Annotated in this window: 12 protein-coding genes and 1 pseudogene; 10 read left to right on the forward strand and 3 right to left on the reverse strand. The window is 65.1% G+C overall.

Translation table 11 applies throughout. The annotated features are described in order from the left end of the window. Positions 1-51: 51 nt before the first annotated feature. A pseudogene (locus Tam10B_RS11300) lies at positions 52-1,836 on the reverse strand (bifunctional ADP-dependent NAD(P)H-hydrate dehydratase/NAD(P)H-hydrate epimerase); the annotation flags it as partial. A gap of 219 nt (positions 1,837-2,055) precedes the next feature. Here Tam10B_RS11300 and Tam10B_RS11305 point away from each other — a divergent pair. Further along, on the forward strand, positions 2,056-2,709 hold the full coding sequence (locus Tam10B_RS11305; protein ID WP_158214211.1) for a GNAT family N-acetyltransferase: 654 nt from the start codon (positions 2,056-2,058) through the stop codon (positions 2,707-2,709). 164 nt (positions 2,710-2,873) lie between these two features. Continuing rightward, entirely contained in the window at positions 2,874-3,593 is a 720-nt protein-coding gene (locus Tam10B_RS11310; RefSeq protein WP_093961337.1) for an SGNH/GDSL hydrolase family protein, read from the forward strand. Here the strand turns inward: Tam10B_RS11310 and Tam10B_RS11315 are convergent, their stop codons facing one another. Next, complete coding sequence (locus Tam10B_RS11315) at positions 3,594-4,664, reverse strand: glycosyltransferase family 2 protein (RefSeq protein ID WP_233133708.1); 1,071 nt, start codon at positions 4,662-4,664, stop codon at positions 3,594-3,596. 101 nt (positions 4,665-4,765) lie between these two features. On the opposite strand from Tam10B_RS11315, the gene Tam10B_RS11320 reads away from it, so the two are divergent. From Tam10B_RS11320 to acnA, 8 genes are all read left to right on the forward strand, one after another. Next, complete coding sequence (locus tag Tam10B_RS11320; protein WP_093961339.1) at positions 4,766-5,791, forward strand: tyrosine recombinase XerC; 1,026 nt, start codon at positions 4,766-4,768, stop codon at positions 5,789-5,791. Between the two features lie 58 nt (positions 5,792-5,849). Continuing rightward, positions 5,850-6,710 (forward strand): exodeoxyribonuclease III, encoded by an 861-nt coding sequence (locus tag Tam10B_RS11325; protein ID WP_093961340.1) that lies wholly within the window; start codon positions 5,850-5,852, stop codon positions 6,708-6,710. Between the two features lie 58 nt (positions 6,711-6,768). Continuing rightward, positions 6,769-7,641, forward strand: coding sequence for a DUF3710 domain-containing protein (locus Tam10B_RS11330; RefSeq protein WP_093961341.1), 873 nt, complete (start codon positions 6,769-6,771; stop codon positions 7,639-7,641). Between the two features lie 96 nt (positions 7,642-7,737). Further along, positions 7,738-8,400 (forward strand): DUF3159 domain-containing protein, encoded by a 663-nt coding sequence (locus Tam10B_RS11335; RefSeq protein ID WP_093961438.1) that lies wholly within the window; start codon positions 7,738-7,740, stop codon positions 8,398-8,400. A 165-nt stretch (positions 8,401-8,565) separates the two neighbouring features. Continuing rightward, positions 8,566-9,825 carry a class I SAM-dependent RNA methyltransferase gene (locus tag Tam10B_RS11340; RefSeq protein WP_093961342.1) on the forward strand — a complete coding sequence of 420 codons (1,260 nt, stop codon included), beginning with the start codon at positions 8,566-8,568 and terminating at the stop codon, positions 9,823-9,825. A 32-nt stretch (positions 9,826-9,857) separates the two neighbouring features. Next, positions 9,858-10,448: a substrate-binding domain-containing protein gene (locus Tam10B_RS11345; RefSeq protein ID WP_158214212.1), complete on the forward strand. Its 591-nt coding sequence runs from the start codon at positions 9,858-9,860 to the stop codon at positions 10,446-10,448. 385 nt (positions 10,449-10,833) lie between these two features. Further along, positions 10,834-13,329, forward strand: coding sequence for an HAD-IC family P-type ATPase (locus Tam10B_RS11350; protein ID WP_093961439.1), 2,496 nt, complete (start codon positions 10,834-10,836; stop codon positions 13,327-13,329). A 41-nt stretch (positions 13,330-13,370) separates the two neighbouring features. Continuing rightward, positions 13,371-16,070: an aconitate hydratase AcnA gene (gene acnA, locus Tam10B_RS11355; protein ID WP_093961344.1), complete on the forward strand. Its 2,700-nt coding sequence runs from the start codon at positions 13,371-13,373 to the stop codon at positions 16,068-16,070. A gap of 134 nt (positions 16,071-16,204) precedes the next feature. On the opposite strand, the gene Tam10B_RS11360 is transcribed toward acnA, so the two are convergent. Continuing rightward, positions 16,205-16,888, reverse strand: coding sequence for a response regulator transcription factor (locus Tam10B_RS11360; protein ID WP_408606676.1), 684 nt, complete (start codon positions 16,886-16,888; stop codon positions 16,205-16,207). Between the last annotated feature and the right edge of the window lie 20 nt (positions 16,889-16,908).

Here is a 16,908-nt window from a genome sequence, read left to right on the forward strand (position 1 = left end):
GTCGGAGTCCGCGTCATCGCCATGATCGTCGTCCGGCTCGTCGTCGTACAACCGCACCAGATCGCCGAACGCCAACGGCAGATGCGCCGCCACGTCGCCGGCGCGAATCGGCAGCCCCAACGTTCCCGTGACCGCATCGTCCGACACCGACTCCGGCTCCATGGCATGCAGGAACGCAATCGGATTCCCGCCGTCATAGATCACCGGCTCACACAGACCCGACTGCGTCGAAGCGGAGGCCATGGCCGCCGCCAGACCATGAATGTAGGCGCCCACCGCAGCATAGATGGCCGTCTGATCGGGCAGCTTCTCCAGCGTCGCCGCATTCTGCGCCATCAGCGCACCCAGCGTACCGGCCAGCACGTCACCCGCGCCGGCGCTCGCCAGCCAGGCCGGAGCCGAACCGGACACGAACGTCTGCACATGGCCCTCGCCGTCATCGCCCACCACCACGGTCACCGCACCCTTGAGCAGCACGGTCGCACCGGTAAGCTCCCACGCGCGAGTCGCCCAGACAAGCGGCTCCGCCATCACCTCGTCGGCGGTCACATCCTCATCACGCTCGGAGATGAGCCGGGCCAATTCGCTGGCATGCGGGGTGATCAGCACCTGCGGCACGCACGACTCGGGCAACAGATCAAGCGCACCGGCATCCACCACGATCGGCGGCATCTCGTCGCTGCCCTCCTCATCCACGGCATAATGGGCGAGCAGCGCGGCGATGCGCTTGCGCTGCGGATCCATATCGCCATCATCCGGTCCGGCAGGCACGCCCGAACCCACCACCCAGGACTGCACATGACCCTTGCCCATCACGGCCTCCGGCACGCTGCGCAACACCATGTCCTGCGCACGCACCGGACCCACATAGCGGATCATGCCCACATTCGCGCTCGCCGCCGCCTCGCTCGACAGTACGGCCGCACCCGGGTATTCGTCCGAACCGGTGACCAGACCCACCACGCCGCGCGAATACTTGGCGTCGTTGACATGCGGCAGACGAATCGCCTGCGCGGCGGTACGACGGGTGACCGCCTCCACGGCCGGGGCGAACGGCTCGGTGTCGAATCCGAAGTCCACCAGTACCTGACGGCCGCACACGTACGTGGCCGGCGGCAGCAGATCACACGGCTTCAACGCGCCGAACGTGATCGTCACATCGGCGGGAATATAGGGGCCGGGCAGCGTGCCGTCGTTGATACCCACGCCGGACGGCGTATCCACGGCCAGCACGAGCGGGAACTCGTCGCCGCCGCGACCGTGCGGCAGGGCGATCGTGTCGGGCAGTTCGCCGTTCTCTCCGACCTCGGCGGCGATATGCGCGGGAATGCCCCGCAACGCGCCGTTCAGCCCGATGCCGGTCATCGCGTCAATCACCAGATGCGAGGTCTCGATCACGCCGATCGCGTCATCGAACAGGTCGGCGGCCTCCTGCTCGTCCTCCGGACCCGCGAATCCGGGAATGTCGGCGTCGGGGTCCAGCACGATCACCTCGCCGCCCTCGGCGCGCAGCGCGGCGAAACCCTCCTCGTGCAGACTGCGTCCCACAGCCACCACGGTCACCTCAACGCCGTCGCGCGCCAGCTCGGCCGCGGCGAACAGACCGTCACCGCCATTGTCTCCGCCTCCGGCCAGCAGCACAATGCGCGCGGTGTCGGGGGAGACGTGGGCACGGGCCATCATCACACGCGCGGTCATGGCGGTCGCGGACGCGGCCATGCGCATCAGCGGCACGCCGTCATCAAGCAGAGGCCTCTCCATCGCACGCACATCATCCGAAGTGAATGCTGCGGACTTGAACTCGTCCTCCAGCTCGGCGTCGTCATCGAACAACATCGACATCATCGTACCCAGCCTTCCCGCCGGAACCATGGTGTCCTTCACCATTGCCGGCCTGCCCCACCATTGTCCCTCATTACGCGGAAAAACACGGATGATTCGCTGAACGACGCGTGAATGTTCCCGGCGGGTTCCCCGAACGTCGGCTCCGACGATTGGCATTCCGCGCGTGCATCGGATAAGGTGAAGGACCGATCGAATGGAGGTTATGCATCAATGACGTCGCAAGCCGTACTAAGAGCCATGCGTGCCGAGGACATGCCGAGGATCGAGCGGATCGTCCGTCGCACCTGGAGCTACGACGACCAGGTATCGGAGCGTACCGCCGAACTGCTGGGCAGGATCGACACCTGCAACTGCCTGTCCCGCCGCACCTACATGCGTGTGGCCGACATCGACGGCGACGTGGCCGGATTCATCGTCGTCAACGATCTGCGCAATCCCCGTCGCGATATGCGGCTGCGAGCCATTCAGGCCGTGTCCATGCTTCGCCTGCTGGCCAGCCGTGACGGCCGCGAGGGACTGACGATGTTCCGCCGGTACATGGCCACCGACCGCCGGCTGGACAATGACGCCCGGGAACAGGGCAAGCATTATGACGGCGAGATCGTCCTGTTCATCGTCAACGACGAATACCGTGGCTACGGGCTTGGCCGTCTCCTGTTCGACGACGCGCTGCGTCATTTCCGCGAGATCGGCGTCGAGGACTTCTTCCTGTACACGGACACCGACTGCGACTTCGGTTTCTACGAGCATCGCGGCATGAGCCGACGAGCGGCCCGGTCGGTGAACATCACGCTTGGCGGGCGGGCTGATTCCACGGAGATGTACATCTACGACGACGTCGTCTCGCGCCAACTCGGGAACTGAACGTCCGCGGCCGTGATCTCGAACGCTCCCGATCGAAACCACGACCTTGCCTCTACAATGTGTCAATGTGCCGCTGACAGTGCATGGGCGTGCATGACGCGGCGCCATTACGGGGCTTGCAGAACTTGCACTGCGATCGAGGACGGAAGGACAGGGGATCGACGATGAATCTTGCGCAACGAACCAGAGTGCTGGCCGAGGCATGGTGGGCCAAGCACCATGTGCATCTCGCCGCGGAGCCGGCAGGGGAGCGTTCCGGCGTGGTCGGGCCTCTGGCCTCCGAGCGCAGTCCACTGAACCTGGTGGCGGTGGGCGACTCCATGGTGGCCGGCTGCGGCGTCGACGACCAGAAGGACGGTCTCATCCCGGACATCGCCCGAGGTATCGCCGGTGCTCTGGGCCGTCAGGTGCAGTGGCGAACGTACGGCAAACTGGGCGCCACCATGCGCCGCGTACGCTACCGTCTGCTGCCCGAAGTGGACGATTCCCCGGACCTGCTGATCGTGTGCGCCGGGTCGAACGACATCATGGCGCAGCGCAGCGTCGAGGAATGGAAAGCCGATCTGGCGGCCGTGCTCGACGAGGCATTGCCCCTGACCGACAACATCGTGGTGTTCAGCTCCGGCCAGCTCTACAACAGCCCCTCGCTCGGATCCGCGCTGCGACAGTTCCTCGAGGGGCGGATCGATGCACAGACCAAGGCCAGCCGTCAGATCTGCGAGGAACGTGGCGTGTTCTTCCTCGACATGACCCACGAGAACGTGCGTGCCGACACGGACGAGTTCTATGCGTCCGACCATTTCCATCCGGGCGCGTTCGGCTACCGATACATGGCCGACCGCACCGTGGAACTGCTCGACGATTATCTGAAACGCTTTCGCTGACTAGTTCACGCCGAACACGTTGTGCGCGATGCCGTAGCCGACATGCACGAGCATGCGTCCGAGCGGCCCGGGCACGTTGAGCAGACGCCCGATCATCGTGCGACGCACCGCCTCGTTCGCCTCCGGTGCGTGCTCGGCCAGATACGCCCACAGTTCGTCCTTGCGACGGTAGTTCTCCTTGTCCTTGGACAGCACCATGAACACCGAATCGACGGCCATGTTGATGGTCAGATAATGGATCATGTAACGGTAGAGTCCGGCCGGCACCGCGTCCGGCGACGGCGTGGCGTCGATCATCGTCTGCACCACGCGGATCAGCTGGTCGATGCGGCGGATCATCGTGTCCTTCTCCACCGACTGGCCCTCGCGGCCGATGAAGTAGCGGTAAAGATCCTCATCCATGTACATGAGCGTGCGCACCTGCGGCAGCGGCGCATACGCGTAGATGTTGTCCACGTAGAACGTGTGCTCCGGCAGGGCCAGACGGGCCTTCTCACGCAGCACCTTGGTACGGTAGATCAGCGAATGCATGAGCAGGTTCTGATCGGGACGGAACCGTTTGACGTCGTTCCAGCCGAGAATGCGATTGACGGGCAGCACGCCGCGATAGCGGATCGTCTGCTTGATGCGCTTGCCCTGCTTCTCGTACGTGTAGTTGGTGATGAGCAGATCCACCGGCGCCTCGGCCCTGGCCTGAGTGCGCAGTTCGGCGAGCACGTTGCGCAGCGCCACCATGTCGAGCCAGTCGTCCGCATCGACGACCTTCACGTACATGCCGCGCGCATTGGCCACGCCCGTGTTCACCGCACCGCCATGGCCCTTGTTCTCCTGATCGATCACACGGATCACGTTCGGATAGCGCTTCTCATATTCGCGGGCGAGCGCCGCGGTACCGTCCTTGGATCCATCGTTGACGATAAGGATCTCGGTGTCGCTCAGATCCTGCTCGATGAGCAGCGAAGACAGGCAGCGGCCCAGATAATCCTCCACGTTGTAGGAGGGGACCACGAAGGTGAGTACGATGTCGCCGGCCGTTGCGGTCGGATTGCTGGCGTTGTCGGTAGTGTTCACCCCTCTGTTAAACCATAGATTCGCCCGGAGGCCAAACGCCACGCCCGAAATGCCCATTTCCGGTTCACGATATCCATCCCCTCGCAATCGTGAACTGTACGATGGCACATGAATGCCGTGGAAAGGGGTTTGAGGTGGAGTATGACCGTCAATTGGACGCGTTTCTGGAATACCTGGACCGCAATCGCGGCCTGAGCGCGAACACCGTGCGCTCCTACGGCGCCGATCTGGCCGAATGCCTGCACATCCTGCACCTGTATGGCGTGGCGTCGCTCAACGCGGTGACGGTAGATGAGCTGCGCTCCTGGCTCGCCCATGAATCGCGCTCGCACGCGCGATCCTCCATGGCACGCAAGGTGGTGTCGGTCCGTTCGTTCTTCGCGTTCCTGCAGGACCGTGGCATGATCGCCTCCGATCCGGCCGCCGGGCTCAAGACTCCGAAGATCCCGTCGACGCTGCCCGCGGTATTGAGCGAGTCACAGGCGGAGACCCTGATGGACAGCGTGGACGACATCGCATCCTCTGCTCCGGGCGCCGATTCCGCCTCGTCTGCCATGACTGGCGAGCACGGCGAGTCGAAGGATGCGTCGCAGGCCGCGGCCTCTCCGCGCCAGCATGCCATCGCACTGCGTGACGCCGCCATCATGGAGCTGCTGTACGCCACCGGCATTCGAGTCTCCGAGCTCGCCGGGCTGGACCTCAACGACATCGATTTCTCCGCCCGCACCATCCGCGTGACCGGCAAGGGCAACAAGCAGCGCGTGGTGCCGTTCGGAGCGCCCGCGGCCAAGGCACTGTCGCAGTGGCTGGACAAGGGACGGCCGTGGATCCTCGAATATGCCGGGCGTTCGGAGACGGCTGTGTTCCTCGGCGCCCGTGGCGCCCGCATCGACCCGCGGCAGGCTCGCACGGTGGTGCACCGGAGCGCGGCCGAGGCCGGTGTGCCGGACATCAGCCCCCACGCGCTGCGCCACTCCGCCGCAACGCACATGCTCGACGGCGGCGCCGATCTGCGCGAGGTGCAGGAGATGCTCGGCCACTCCTCGCTGCAGACCACCCAGCGATACACGCACGTGTCCATCGAACAGCTCACCCGTCGCTACAATCAGGCCTTTCCCCGCGCGTGATGCGAATGGTCCGGCCCGTCCGCACCTCACCGACTGCACCGACTACACTAGGGAAACCATGACGATCACGATCACCACTTCGAACATGAACGGCATCCGCGCCGCCCGCCGCAAGAACGTCGGCAAATGGGTCAACGACCACACCCCCGACGTCTGGTGCATGCAGGAGGTGCGCGCCCCGCAGGACGAGATCGATCCGATCTTCAACGACTTCGCCTGTCGGTACGCCGAACACGGCGCCGTGACCGATCCCGCCGACCTGCACCGCATGAACGAGGTGTGCCGCGTCAAGGGTAGGGCCGGCGTCGGCATGCTGACCACGCTGTCCGTGGCCGCCACCCGATACGGACTGCCGGGCCTCGACGAGGACGTGGACTCCGGCCGTTGGATCGAAGCCGATGTCGTCACGCCGGAAGGCTACACGATCACCGTCGCATGCGTATACGTGCACGCCGGCAGCGCCGAGGACGAGACGAAGATGGCGCAGAAGTACCGGTTCCTCGACCACATGCTCGTCCGGCTCGGTGAACTGCGCGACGAGGCGGCCCGAGGCGGCAGGCAGGCCGTGCTGTGCGGCGACTTCAACATCGCGCACACGCCACTCGACATCAAGAACGCCAAAGGCAACGTCAAGCACGCCGGATTCCTGCCCGAGGAACGCGCCTACGTGGACCGCTGGCTCGACGAATACGAGTTCGTCGACGTGATGCGCGACCTCGCCGGCGACATCCAGGGACCGTACACATGGTGGAGCCAGCGCGGCCGGGCGTTCGACAACAACGTGGGCTGGCGCCTCGACTACCAGTTCGCCACACCGGAACTGGCCGAGACCGCCTGCGGATTCGTGATCGACAAGGCCCCCACCTATGAGACCCGCTGGTCGGACCACGCTCCGCTGAGCATCATGTACAACGTGTAACCTATGTAGCGGAAACAACGGGAACCCACCGTTCGTACGCGTTAAGAAACGAGGCACCATGGGACTGTTCGGATTCGGCAGGAAAAAGCACGCCGAGGAGGAAGCCAAGGAGAACGAGACGGACAAGGCCGTCGACGCCGCCGAAGACGTCGAGGCCACCTCCGACGACTCCGACGAGAACGAGGACGAGACCGCCGCGAAGCGCGACGACCGCCAGCCCACCGCCGACGGCGAGCGCGGCGAGAATCAGGGCCCGTGGGACGTGGACGACGAGAACATCCCCGACTACGACGACTACCTCGACATCGGATCGCTCTACCTGCCGTTCCTGCAGGGCATCGAACTGCGTCTGAAGGGCAACCGCCAGACCAACCAGATCCTGGGCGCCACCATCACCTGGGGCGACTCCAGCCTGGAGCTCGAGGCGTTCGCCGCACCCAAGTCCTTCGGCCTGTGGGACGACGTACGCAGCGATCTCATGGACGCCAACCGCGGCGCCGAAGAGCAGGAGGGTACGTTCGGCACCGAACTGATCCTGCCCGTCAAGGTGGGCAAGAAGATCCTCAAGACCCGCATCGTGGGCGTGGACGGTCCGCGCTGGATGCTGCGCGGCGTGTTCTCCGGCCCCGCCGCCACCGATGAAGGCAGCGAGGAGAAGAAGACGCTCGACAAGTACTTCTCCGACGTGGTGGTCGAACGCGGCGAGGAGCCGCTCGCTCCGCGCGATCTGATCCCCATGCACCCGCCGATCGGTCCGGCCGAACGCGCCAAGCAGGCCGCCGCCGAAGGCAAGATCGAAGACGACGAGGACTCCGGCGAGTCCAAGGCCGCCGAGATCCCCGGCAAGCCGAAGGGCCCGCTGAGCAAGACGCTCGAAACCGAAACGCAGACCACGCTGCGCCGCGGTCCGCTGTTCTCCGAAGTGCGCTGATCCGGCATGGGCCTGTTCGATCATAAGACCGGCGTCGCGAACGACGGCGGTGACACGGGTGCGGATGGCACCGGCACTCACGGCAAACGCAGCGGCATGGCGTCCCTGGCGAACGAGGACTTCTCCGTCATCGACGCCATCGGCGGTCCGCGCGGCGTGCTCGAATCCGTGCTGCCCGGCGTGGTGTTCGTGGTGCTGTTCGTCGCCACCCGCGACCTGCACCTGACGGTCATGGTCGCCGCCGCGCTCGCCGTGATCCAGGTGATCGTGCGCCTGCTGCAGCGGCAGTCGGCCATGGGTGCGCTCGCCGGCGTGTTCGCCGTGGCGATCTGCCTGGTGTGGGCGTGGTTCAGTCATGATGCGAGGAACTATTATCTGCCGGGCTTTCTGGTCAATTCGTTCTGGATCGTGGTGCTGGCGATCTCGCTGATTGTGCGGATCCCGGGCATCGGCGCGCTGGTGGAGTTCGTGCGCAATCCGGTGACCGAGCGTCCGCGCGCATGGCTGGCCGCATGGCGTGACGACAAGCCGCTGCTGCGCGCGTACATGATCGTCACCGGACTGTGGATCGCGGTGTTCGCCGCCCGACTCGGCGTGCAGATTCCGATGTATCTGACCAACCATGTGGGCTGGCTGGGCACGGCGCGGCTCATCATGGGCGTGCCGATGTTCGCCGCTGCCATCTGGGTGACCTGGCTCATCATCGCCACCCCACTGCACCGTCACCGCCTCGCCGAGGCCGCCGCCAAACAGGAGTAGATATCACGTACTGTGCTCCCTCCCGGGGAGGGAGCTGGCCGGCGAGAGCCGGTCTGAGGGAGGGATTGCAGGCGCATGCTGATCCCTCCCTCTGTCACGACACAATCGTGACATCTCCCTCCCACGGAGGGAGAACAATGCGAAATGGAAAGGAACCATACCCATATGAACACTCAGGTCCGTATCGAACGCTATGCCGATCAGGGCCGGTGCGTGGCGCATATCGACGGACGTGTGGTGTTCGTCCGCTTCGCGCTGCCCGGCGAACTCGTGGCCATTCGTCTCGACGAACCGCACGATCGCGACGACCGGTTCTGGACGGGCGAGGTCACCGAGGTGATCGAGCCGAGCGAAGACCGCGTGGATCCCGTCTGGCCGCTGGCCGGACCGCTCGCATGGGGCGGGGGAGTGGGCGGCGCCGACATGGTGCATGTCTCCATTCTCGGCCAGCTCAAGTGGAAGTCCTCCACGATCAGCGAGCAGATGCGACGCCTCGGACACATGGATGTCGACGTGCCCGTGACCGGCGTGCCGGATGATGTGGAACGCCATGGTCTCGGTTGGCGTACGCGCATCGAGATGATCGCGGACGATGACGGCCGGCCATCCATGCGCCGTCGCGAATCGCACACCCGTGTGCCGCTCGACGCCATGCCGCTCGCCACCGACGCGCTCAACGCCGTGGCCGACGAGCTCCACGTTTGGGACGGCGGCTTCACCCCCGGCTCCCAGATTCGCCTCGCCGTCCCCGAACCCCGCACCGTTTCCCCGGTTGCATCCAACCACGCCCTCCTCATCGACGGCAAGCTCAAGGCCGGCTCCCAGACCCTCACCGAAACCGTGCGTCTCAACGACGGCCACGAATTCGCCTACACCGTGGACGCTGGCGGCTTTTGGCAGGTGCATCGTCAGGCCCCGATCGCTCTGGCGAACGAGGTGATCGATCTGGTCCGCCAGCAGCTCGACGGCGCCACTTCCGCCGTGCTGTGGGACCTGTACTCTGGCTCAGGCCTGTTCACCCTACCGCTGGCCAGCGCGACCGCCGAACGCACGCAGGTGCTCAGCATCGAGGGCGCCAAGACCGCCGTGAAGAGCGCACAGCGCAACCTGCGTGCCGCTGGGCTTGACAACGTGGACTCCCGTGCCGGCGACGTGTCGAAGACCCTGCGCAGCATTCCGAAGAACCTCGCCCTGCCGGACGTGGTGGTGCTCGATCCACCGCGCGCCGGTGCGAAGAGGCGCGTGTGCGAGCAGATCGCCGACTCCGGCGCTCGCAGCGTGATCTACGTGGCCTGCGATCCGACAAGTCTCGCCCGCGACACCGCCACGCTCACCGACCTCGGCTACGATCTGGCGCACATCCAGGGCTTCGACATCTACCCCAACACCCACCACGTCGAAACCGTAGCCCTCTTCGCCAAGTAGCCGCGCCAGCCGGCCAACGTACAATGACGGTGATGAACAGTCGAATGGTGAAATGGGGCAGACGCGCCGTGGCTGCGGCAATGCTGACGTGCATGATGGTGCCGTTGGCTGGGTGCATGCCGCAGGACAAGGCGGTGGGGGATACGCAGGAGACCGCGGCGGCGATCGCGCATGACGGCGTGGACCGCGCCGACGCCACAGTCGGTGTGGTCGGCAGCACCGATGCAGCCAAGACGAGTCTGGACTCGCAGGTGGTGGAGGCGATCGGCAACGATCGCATGCCCGCGCTCTACGCCGCCGGCAACACGGACGCCGACAGCCAGCAGAAGGCGGTGCGCGACTTCCTCGACCGCAACGTGAAGGCCATCATCCTGCACGCCGACCAGTCCACCGGCTGGGAGGAGACGCTCACCGCGGCCCGCAAGGCCGGCATCCCCGTGATCCTGCTCGCCAGCGCGATCGAACCTGACGACCAGACCTTGTACGCGGCCCGGTTCGTGGTGGTGCCGCGTGACACGCAGACCGGCGGCGTGAACTACGGCATCGGCGACGCCCTGATGCGCGTGATCGACGACAAGCCCCACGCCAAGACCATGAACGTACTGCTGACAGGAGTGGAGTAGCAGAGTCTGGTAATGGCGCTGCCGTGACGATACGCGTGACTGTACACGGAATCGGCCTGTGTCGGACTGATTCAACGTGTTGCTATGCGTGTACATGGAATCGGCCTTTGGCCGATACGATGTGCTGTTTTCCGCTATTGCGGAAAATGTTCCACCTCATCCGTCCGGCTATGCCGGACACCTTCCCCTCAAGGGGAAGGCGGCACAATACCATGCAAGCTCATCGGCAACGCCGATTCCAAAAATAAAACAGCCACCCTCCTCATCCCTACGATTGATTTTCCTCCGATTCCCCCGTTCACTACCTAGTGAAACCCACCGTCACTGACATAATGAATACGGTACGCGTGGGAAAGGCGGCGAATCGGTGGCACAGCAGATCACGATGCCCGATGTACGGATGACGGGACTCACCGGCGAACAGGTGAGCAAACGCGTCATGCAGGGCGACATCAACATCGCCAAGGACAAATCCTCCAGGTCGATCGGACAGATCATCCGATCCAACGTGTTCACGCTGTTCAACGCGATCATCGCCGTGGCCATGGTCATGGTATTGCTTACCGGTCAGTGGCGCGACTCCGTGTTCGGCTTCGTGATCATCCTCAACACGGGCATCGGCATCATCACCGAACTCAAGGCCAAGCGCACGCTCGACAAGCTGTCGATTCTTGTGGCGTCTACGTATCTGGTGCGCCGCGACGGCATCGACCAGGAGATCGCCCACGACCGCATCGTCAAGGACGATCTGCTGTGGGTGCGCGCCGGCGACCAGGTGCCCGCCGACCTGGAGATCCTGAAGACCTGGGGCCTGGAACTCGACGAATCCATGCTCACCGGCGAATCGCGCACCGTGCGCAAAAACGTCGGCGACACCGCGTACTCGGGAGCCACCGCCGTATCCGGTCTCGCGCTGGGACGCGTCACCGCGGTGGGGGAGCGCAGCTACGCGGCCACGCTCACCGCACAGGCCAAGGTGTACAAGAAGACGCACTCCGATCTCAACGCAGGCATCAACACCATCCTCAAGTTCATGACGTTCCTCGTGGTGCCGCTGTGCATCCTGCTCATCTGGACGCAGCTCAACACCGTGGGCGGCTGGCATGCGGCGCTCGCCACCGGCGCCTGGCGGCAGGCCGTGGTCTCCGCCGTGGCCGGCGTGGTCGGCATGATCCCCGAAGGGCTCGTGCTGCTCACCTCGCTGAATTTCGCCGTGGCGGCCATGCGACTCGCACGAAAGAACACGCTCGTGCAGGAGCTCGAATCCGTGGAGACGCTGGCCCGCGTGGACGCGCTCAACCTCGACAAGACCGGCACGATCACCGACGGTGGCATCGCCTTCGACCGCCTGATCATGCTCGACGAGCCTGACAGTGATGCCGTTGATTCAACGAACGAACAAAACAAGAAGAAGCATGACGCCGCCCGTCATGCCGCCGAACAGGCGCTGTACGATCTCGCCAACGAGGAGCAGCCCAACGGCACCGGTCGCGCCATTCTCGCCGGACTGCGCGAGAAGGGCGTCAGCGCAAGCAGGATCGCCGAACGCGTGCCGTTCTCGTCGGCACGCAAATGGAGCGCCATCACAACGAACGATGGCGTGACATGGTACATGGGAGCGCCGGAGGTCGTGATCGCCGCGCTCAACGACACGTACTCCGACGTACTGAAGCAGGCGAACGCATGCGCGGCGCAGGGGAGTCGCGTGGTGCTGCTGGCACGGACGGCGGCGGAGATCCCCTCCGAGGATGGCAATGAACCGACCCTGAATCCGAACGCGGTCCCCGTCGCACTGGTGGTGTGCACGGAACGCATCCGCCCCGATGCGGAGAAGACCCTCGCATGGTTCCGCGAGCAGGGGGTACGCTGCCGCATCATCTCCGGCGACAATCCACGCACCGTGGCTGCCATCGCCGGCAAGGTGCGGCTGACCGGCGACCAGGCCCCACGATACATGGACGCGCGCGAACTGCCCGACGTGAACGACCTCGACGCGCTCGCCGACGCCCTTGAGAATGTGGACGTACTCGGCCGCGTGCTGCCCGACCAGAAGAAGGCCATCGTCCAGGCGCTGCACAAACGCGACCACGTGGTCGCCATGACCGGCGACGGCGTCAACGACACGCTCGCCCTCAAGGAGGCCGACCTCGGCATCGCCATGGGCAACGCCGCCCCCGCCACCAAGGCCGTAGCCCAGGTGGTGCTCGTCGACTCCAAATTCTCCCACCTGCCCGACGTGGTCGCCCGCGGACGCCAGGTCATGGCTAACATGGAACGCGTGGCCAGCCTGTTCCTCGTCAAGACCGTCTACTCGGCCATCATCTCCCTCGGCGTGGTGCTCACCGCCATGCCCTACCCGTACCTGCCGCGCCACATCACCTACGTGGGCGCGCTCACCATCGGCGCACCCGCGTTCATCCTCGCGCTCGCGCCCAACACGCGCCGGTACATCCCCGGATTCCTCAAACGCGTCGTCGCGTTCGCGCTGCCCGGCGGCATCGCCACCGGACTGTCCGTGCTGCTCAGCGCATGGATCGTGCCGCGCGTGATGGGCTGGAACCTCGCCAGCCCCAAGGATCTCGAATCCCTGCGTGCCACCAGCGCGATCATCCTGTTCCTCATGGGCGTGTTCGTGCTCTCCCGCGTGGCGCGACCGCTCAATTCATGGCGTGGCGGGCTCGTCGCGTTCTTCGCCGCATGCGGCGTGATCGGCATGTTCATCCCGTTCGTCGCGAACTTCTTCGCCCTCATCATCCCCACCGGCGCCACGTTGATCGCCACGGGTGCCGCGCTCGTCATCGCCGCGCTCATCTTCGTGGTCTGCATCTGGGGCGTCCCAAAGATCGGGCGCATTATTACACACGAAACAAAAACACGCTAGAACTGACGTGTTAATGATTTCATAAAAATCACGGAGGCCGTATGTCCATCCATGACGATCAGCTTGCCACGCTCAGCGCGGCGGGCAAGGATTATGACTACTATGCCATCGCCGACCTGCCCGGCATCGACCACCTGCCCTACTCCCTGAAGGTGCTGGTGGAGAATCTCGTACGCAACATCGACGGCGCCAACATCACCGACGAGCACGTCAAGGCGCTGCTCGACTGGGACCCGAACGCCGAGCCCAGCCACGAGATCCAGTTCACGCCCTCCCGCGTGGTCATGCAGGACTTCACCGGCGTTCCGTGCATCGTCGACCTCGCCACCATGCGCGACGCCGTCAAGGAGCTCGGCGGCGACCCCGAGGTCATCAACCCGCAGGTCCAGTCCGACATGGTCATCGACCACTCCGTGCAGATCGACAAGTACGCCCTGCCCGACGCCGTCGAGCAGAACATGGACATCGAATACCAGCGCAACGGCGAACGCTACCAGTTCCTGCGCTGGGGACAGCAGGCCTTCCGCAACTTCCGAGTCGTGCCGCCGGGAACCGGCATCATCCACCAGGTCAACATCGAATACCTGGCCAAGGTGGTCATGACCAAGGCCGAGCAGAACGGTAACACGCTCGCCTACCTCGACTCCTGCGTGGGCACCGACTCGCACACCACTACCGAAAACGGCCTCGGCGTGCTCGGCTGGGGTGTCGGCGGCATCGAGGCCGAGGCCGCCATGCTCGGCCAGCCGATCTCCATGCTCGTGCCGCGCGTCGTCGGCTTCAAGCTCACCGGCTCCATCCCCGAAGGCGTGACCGCCACCGACGTGGTGCTCACCATCACCGACATGCTCCGCAAGCACGGCGTGGTCGGCAAGTTCGTCGAATTCTACGGCGAGGGCATCGCCTCCGTACCGCTCGCCAACCGCGCCACCATCGGCAACATGAGCCCCGAATTCGGCTCCACCTGCGGCATCTTCCCGATCGACGACGTCACCCTCGACTACCTGCGCCTCACCGGCCGCAGCGAGGAGCAGGTCGCCCTCGTCGAGGCCTACGCCAAGGCCAACAAGCTCTGGGGCGACGCCAAGGACCCCGACTACGTGGAACCGCAGTACTCCGAATACATGGAGCTCGACCTCGGTACCGTGGTCCCGTCCATCGCCGGCCCGAAGCGCCCGCAGGACCGCATCAAGCTCACCGAATCCAAGCGGACGTTCGAGGAGACCCTGCCCGCCTATGAGACCGAGAAGACCGTCAAGGAACCCGTGGCCGTGTCCACCGACTTCCGCGGCGACTTCGACCTCGAGAACGGCGCCGTGGCCATCGCCTCCATCACCAGCTGCACCAACACCTCCAACCCGAGCGTGATGGTCGCCGCCGGTCTGATCGCCCGCAACGCGCACGCCAAGGGACTCGTCCCCAAGCCGTGGGTCAAGACCTCGCTCGCCCCCGGCTCCCAGGTCGTGGCCGACTACCTCAAGGCCGCCGGACTCCAGGATGACCTCGACGCCCTCGGCTACGAGCTCGTCGGCTTCGGCTGCGCCACCTGCATCGGCAACTCCGGCCCGCTGCTGCCCGAGATCAGCGAGGCCATCAACGCCAACGATATGACCGTCACCGCCGTGCTCTCCGGCAACCGCAACTTCGAAGGCCGCATCAGCCCCGACGTCAAGATGAACTACCTGGCCTCCCCGCCGCTCGTCATCGCCTACGCGCTCGCCGGCACCATGGACTTCGACTTCGAAACCCAGCCGCTCGGCAAGGACAAGAACGGCGAGGACGTGTACCTCAAGGACATCTGGCCCACCAATGCCGAGGTGGAGGCCGTGGTCAACGGCACCGTGAGCCGCGAGATGTTCCTCAAGGACTACGCTTCCGTGTTCGACGGCGACCACCGTTGGAAGGGCCTTGACGTGCCCGAAGGCGAACTGTTCGCCTGGGATCCGAAGTCCACGTACGTGCGCAAGCAGACGTTCTTCGACGGCATGAAGGCCACGCCCGACCCGGTCCAGGACATCCACGGCGCCCGCGTGCTCGCCCTGCTCGGCGACTCCGTGACCACCGACCACATCTCCCCGGCCGGCGCGTTCAAGGCGTCCAGCCCCGCCGGCAAGTACCTGACCGAGCGCGGCGTGGAACCGAAGAACTTCAACTCCTACGGCTCCCGTCGAGGCAACCACGAGGTCATGGTACGCGGCACGTTCGGCAACATCCGCCTGCGCAACCAGCTGCTCGCATCCACGGGCAACGAGGTGACGCCCGGCGGCTTCACCTACGACTTCACCACCGGCAAGCCGTCCACCATCTTCGACGCCTCGCTCAACTACAAGGCCGCCGGCACTCCGCTGGTCGTGCTCGCCGGTAAGGAGTACGGCACCGGCTCGTCCCGCGACTGGGCCGCCAAGGGCACGCTCATGCTGGGCGTGAAGGCTGTGATCACCGAGAGCTTCGAGCGCATCCACCGCTCCAACCTCATCGGCATGGGCGTGCTGCCGCTGCAGTTCCCGGCCGGCGAATCCTACACGTCGCTCGGCCTCGACGGCACCGAGACCTACGACATCGACGGCATCGAGGAGCTCAACAACGGTGTGACGCCGAGCACGGTGAAGGTCACCGCCACTAGGGCCGACGGCTCCACCGTGAGCTTCGACGCCGTGGTGCGCATCGACACCCCCGGCGAGGCCGACTACTTCCGTAACGGCGGCATCCTCCAGTACGTGCTGCGCAACCTCATGAAGTAGCGCATCCGCCGAAACGAAGCACAGCGGCCGTCTCTCCTCAGTCCGGGGGAGACGGCCGCTGTGCTATCTCGTGCTTCCTTCCAGGGAGGGATTCATCTTCTCCGGGAAGACGTTCCAAGCTTTGCCGTCACGCATCATCCTGCCTCCGGCAGATCCGCCCGCTCCACCAGTCGCGCCAGCTGGATCCGACTCATCGCGAGTTTGTCCGACGCGCTCGACAGATGCGCCTTGGCGGTGCGCTCGCTGATGAACATCCGCCCGGCGATCTCCTGATTCGTCAGTCCATCCGCGGCCAGCACCACCGTCTCGCGCTCCCGCTCGCTGAGCGTGCCCAGCAGCCGACGCGCCTCATCTCTGCGAGCCAATGGTCTGCGCCGATTGAGATCCTGCAGCAGCTGCCGCTGGCTGGCCGGATTGAACTGCGGTGCGCCCGTGCAGGCGCCGAGAATCCGCCGGATGATCTCCTCCGGCGCGTCCGTCTTCGACACGAACCCCTCCGCGCCCGCTTCGGCGGCGCGTTCCACCGTGTTCGACGGCGACAGCGACGTCAGAATCAGCACGTGCGGGGGAGAGGGCAGAGCCCTCATACGTGCGGTTGCCTCGATGCCGTCGCCATCTGGCATGGCGATGTCCATGAGCACTACATCAGGTCGCTCGACGCGCGCACGTTCCACGGCCTCGACACCATTGGTCGACGTGGACACCACCGTGATCCTTCCATCCGAATAATCGTTGAGGATCAGCGACATCGCCTGACAGATCATCGGATCATCGTCGACGATGCTCACCGTGATCGGCCTGACCGGTGACGAATGCACGGCATCGGATTCGTCGGGGG

It is taken from the genome of Bifidobacterium vansinderenii, from assembly GCF_002234915.1.
GTDB lineage: Bacteria > Actinomycetota > Actinomycetes > Actinomycetales > Bifidobacteriaceae > Galliscardovia > Galliscardovia vansinderenii.

Excerpts from the sequence above, each read along its gene's own strand:
- Tam10B_RS11305 (WP_158214211.1), top strand. The coding sequence starts at position 2,056 with ATGACGTCGCAAGCCGTACTAAGAGCCATGCGTGCCGAGGACATGCCG.
- acnA (WP_093961344.1), top strand. The coding sequence starts at position 13,371 with ATGTCCATCCATGACGATCAGCTTGCCACGCTCAGCGCGGCGGGCAAG.
- Tam10B_RS11350 (WP_093961439.1), top strand. The coding sequence starts at position 10,834 with ATGCCCGATGTACGGATGACGGGACTCACCGGCGAACAGGTGAGCAAA.
- Tam10B_RS11340 (WP_093961342.1), top strand. The coding sequence starts at position 8,566 with ATGAACACTCAGGTCCGTATCGAACGCTATGCCGATCAGGGCCGGTGC.
- Tam10B_RS11335 (WP_093961438.1), top strand. The coding sequence starts at position 7,738 with ATGGCGTCCCTGGCGAACGAGGACTTCTCCGTCATCGACGCCATCGGC.
- Tam10B_RS11320 (WP_093961339.1), top strand. The coding sequence starts at position 4,766 with ATGGCACATGAATGCCGTGGAAAGGGGTTTGAGGTGGAGTATGACCGT.
- Tam10B_RS11310 (WP_093961337.1), top strand. The coding sequence starts at position 2,874 with ATGAATCTTGCGCAACGAACCAGAGTGCTGGCCGAGGCATGGTGGGCC.
- Tam10B_RS11325 (WP_093961340.1), top strand. The coding sequence starts at position 5,850 with ATGACGATCACGATCACCACTTCGAACATGAACGGCATCCGCGCCGCC.
- Tam10B_RS11330 (WP_093961341.1), top strand. The coding sequence starts at position 6,769 with ATGGGACTGTTCGGATTCGGCAGGAAAAAGCACGCCGAGGAGGAAGCC.
- Tam10B_RS11345 (WP_158214212.1), top strand. The coding sequence starts at position 9,858 with ATGAACAGTCGAATGGTGAAATGGGGCAGACGCGCCGTGGCTGCGGCA.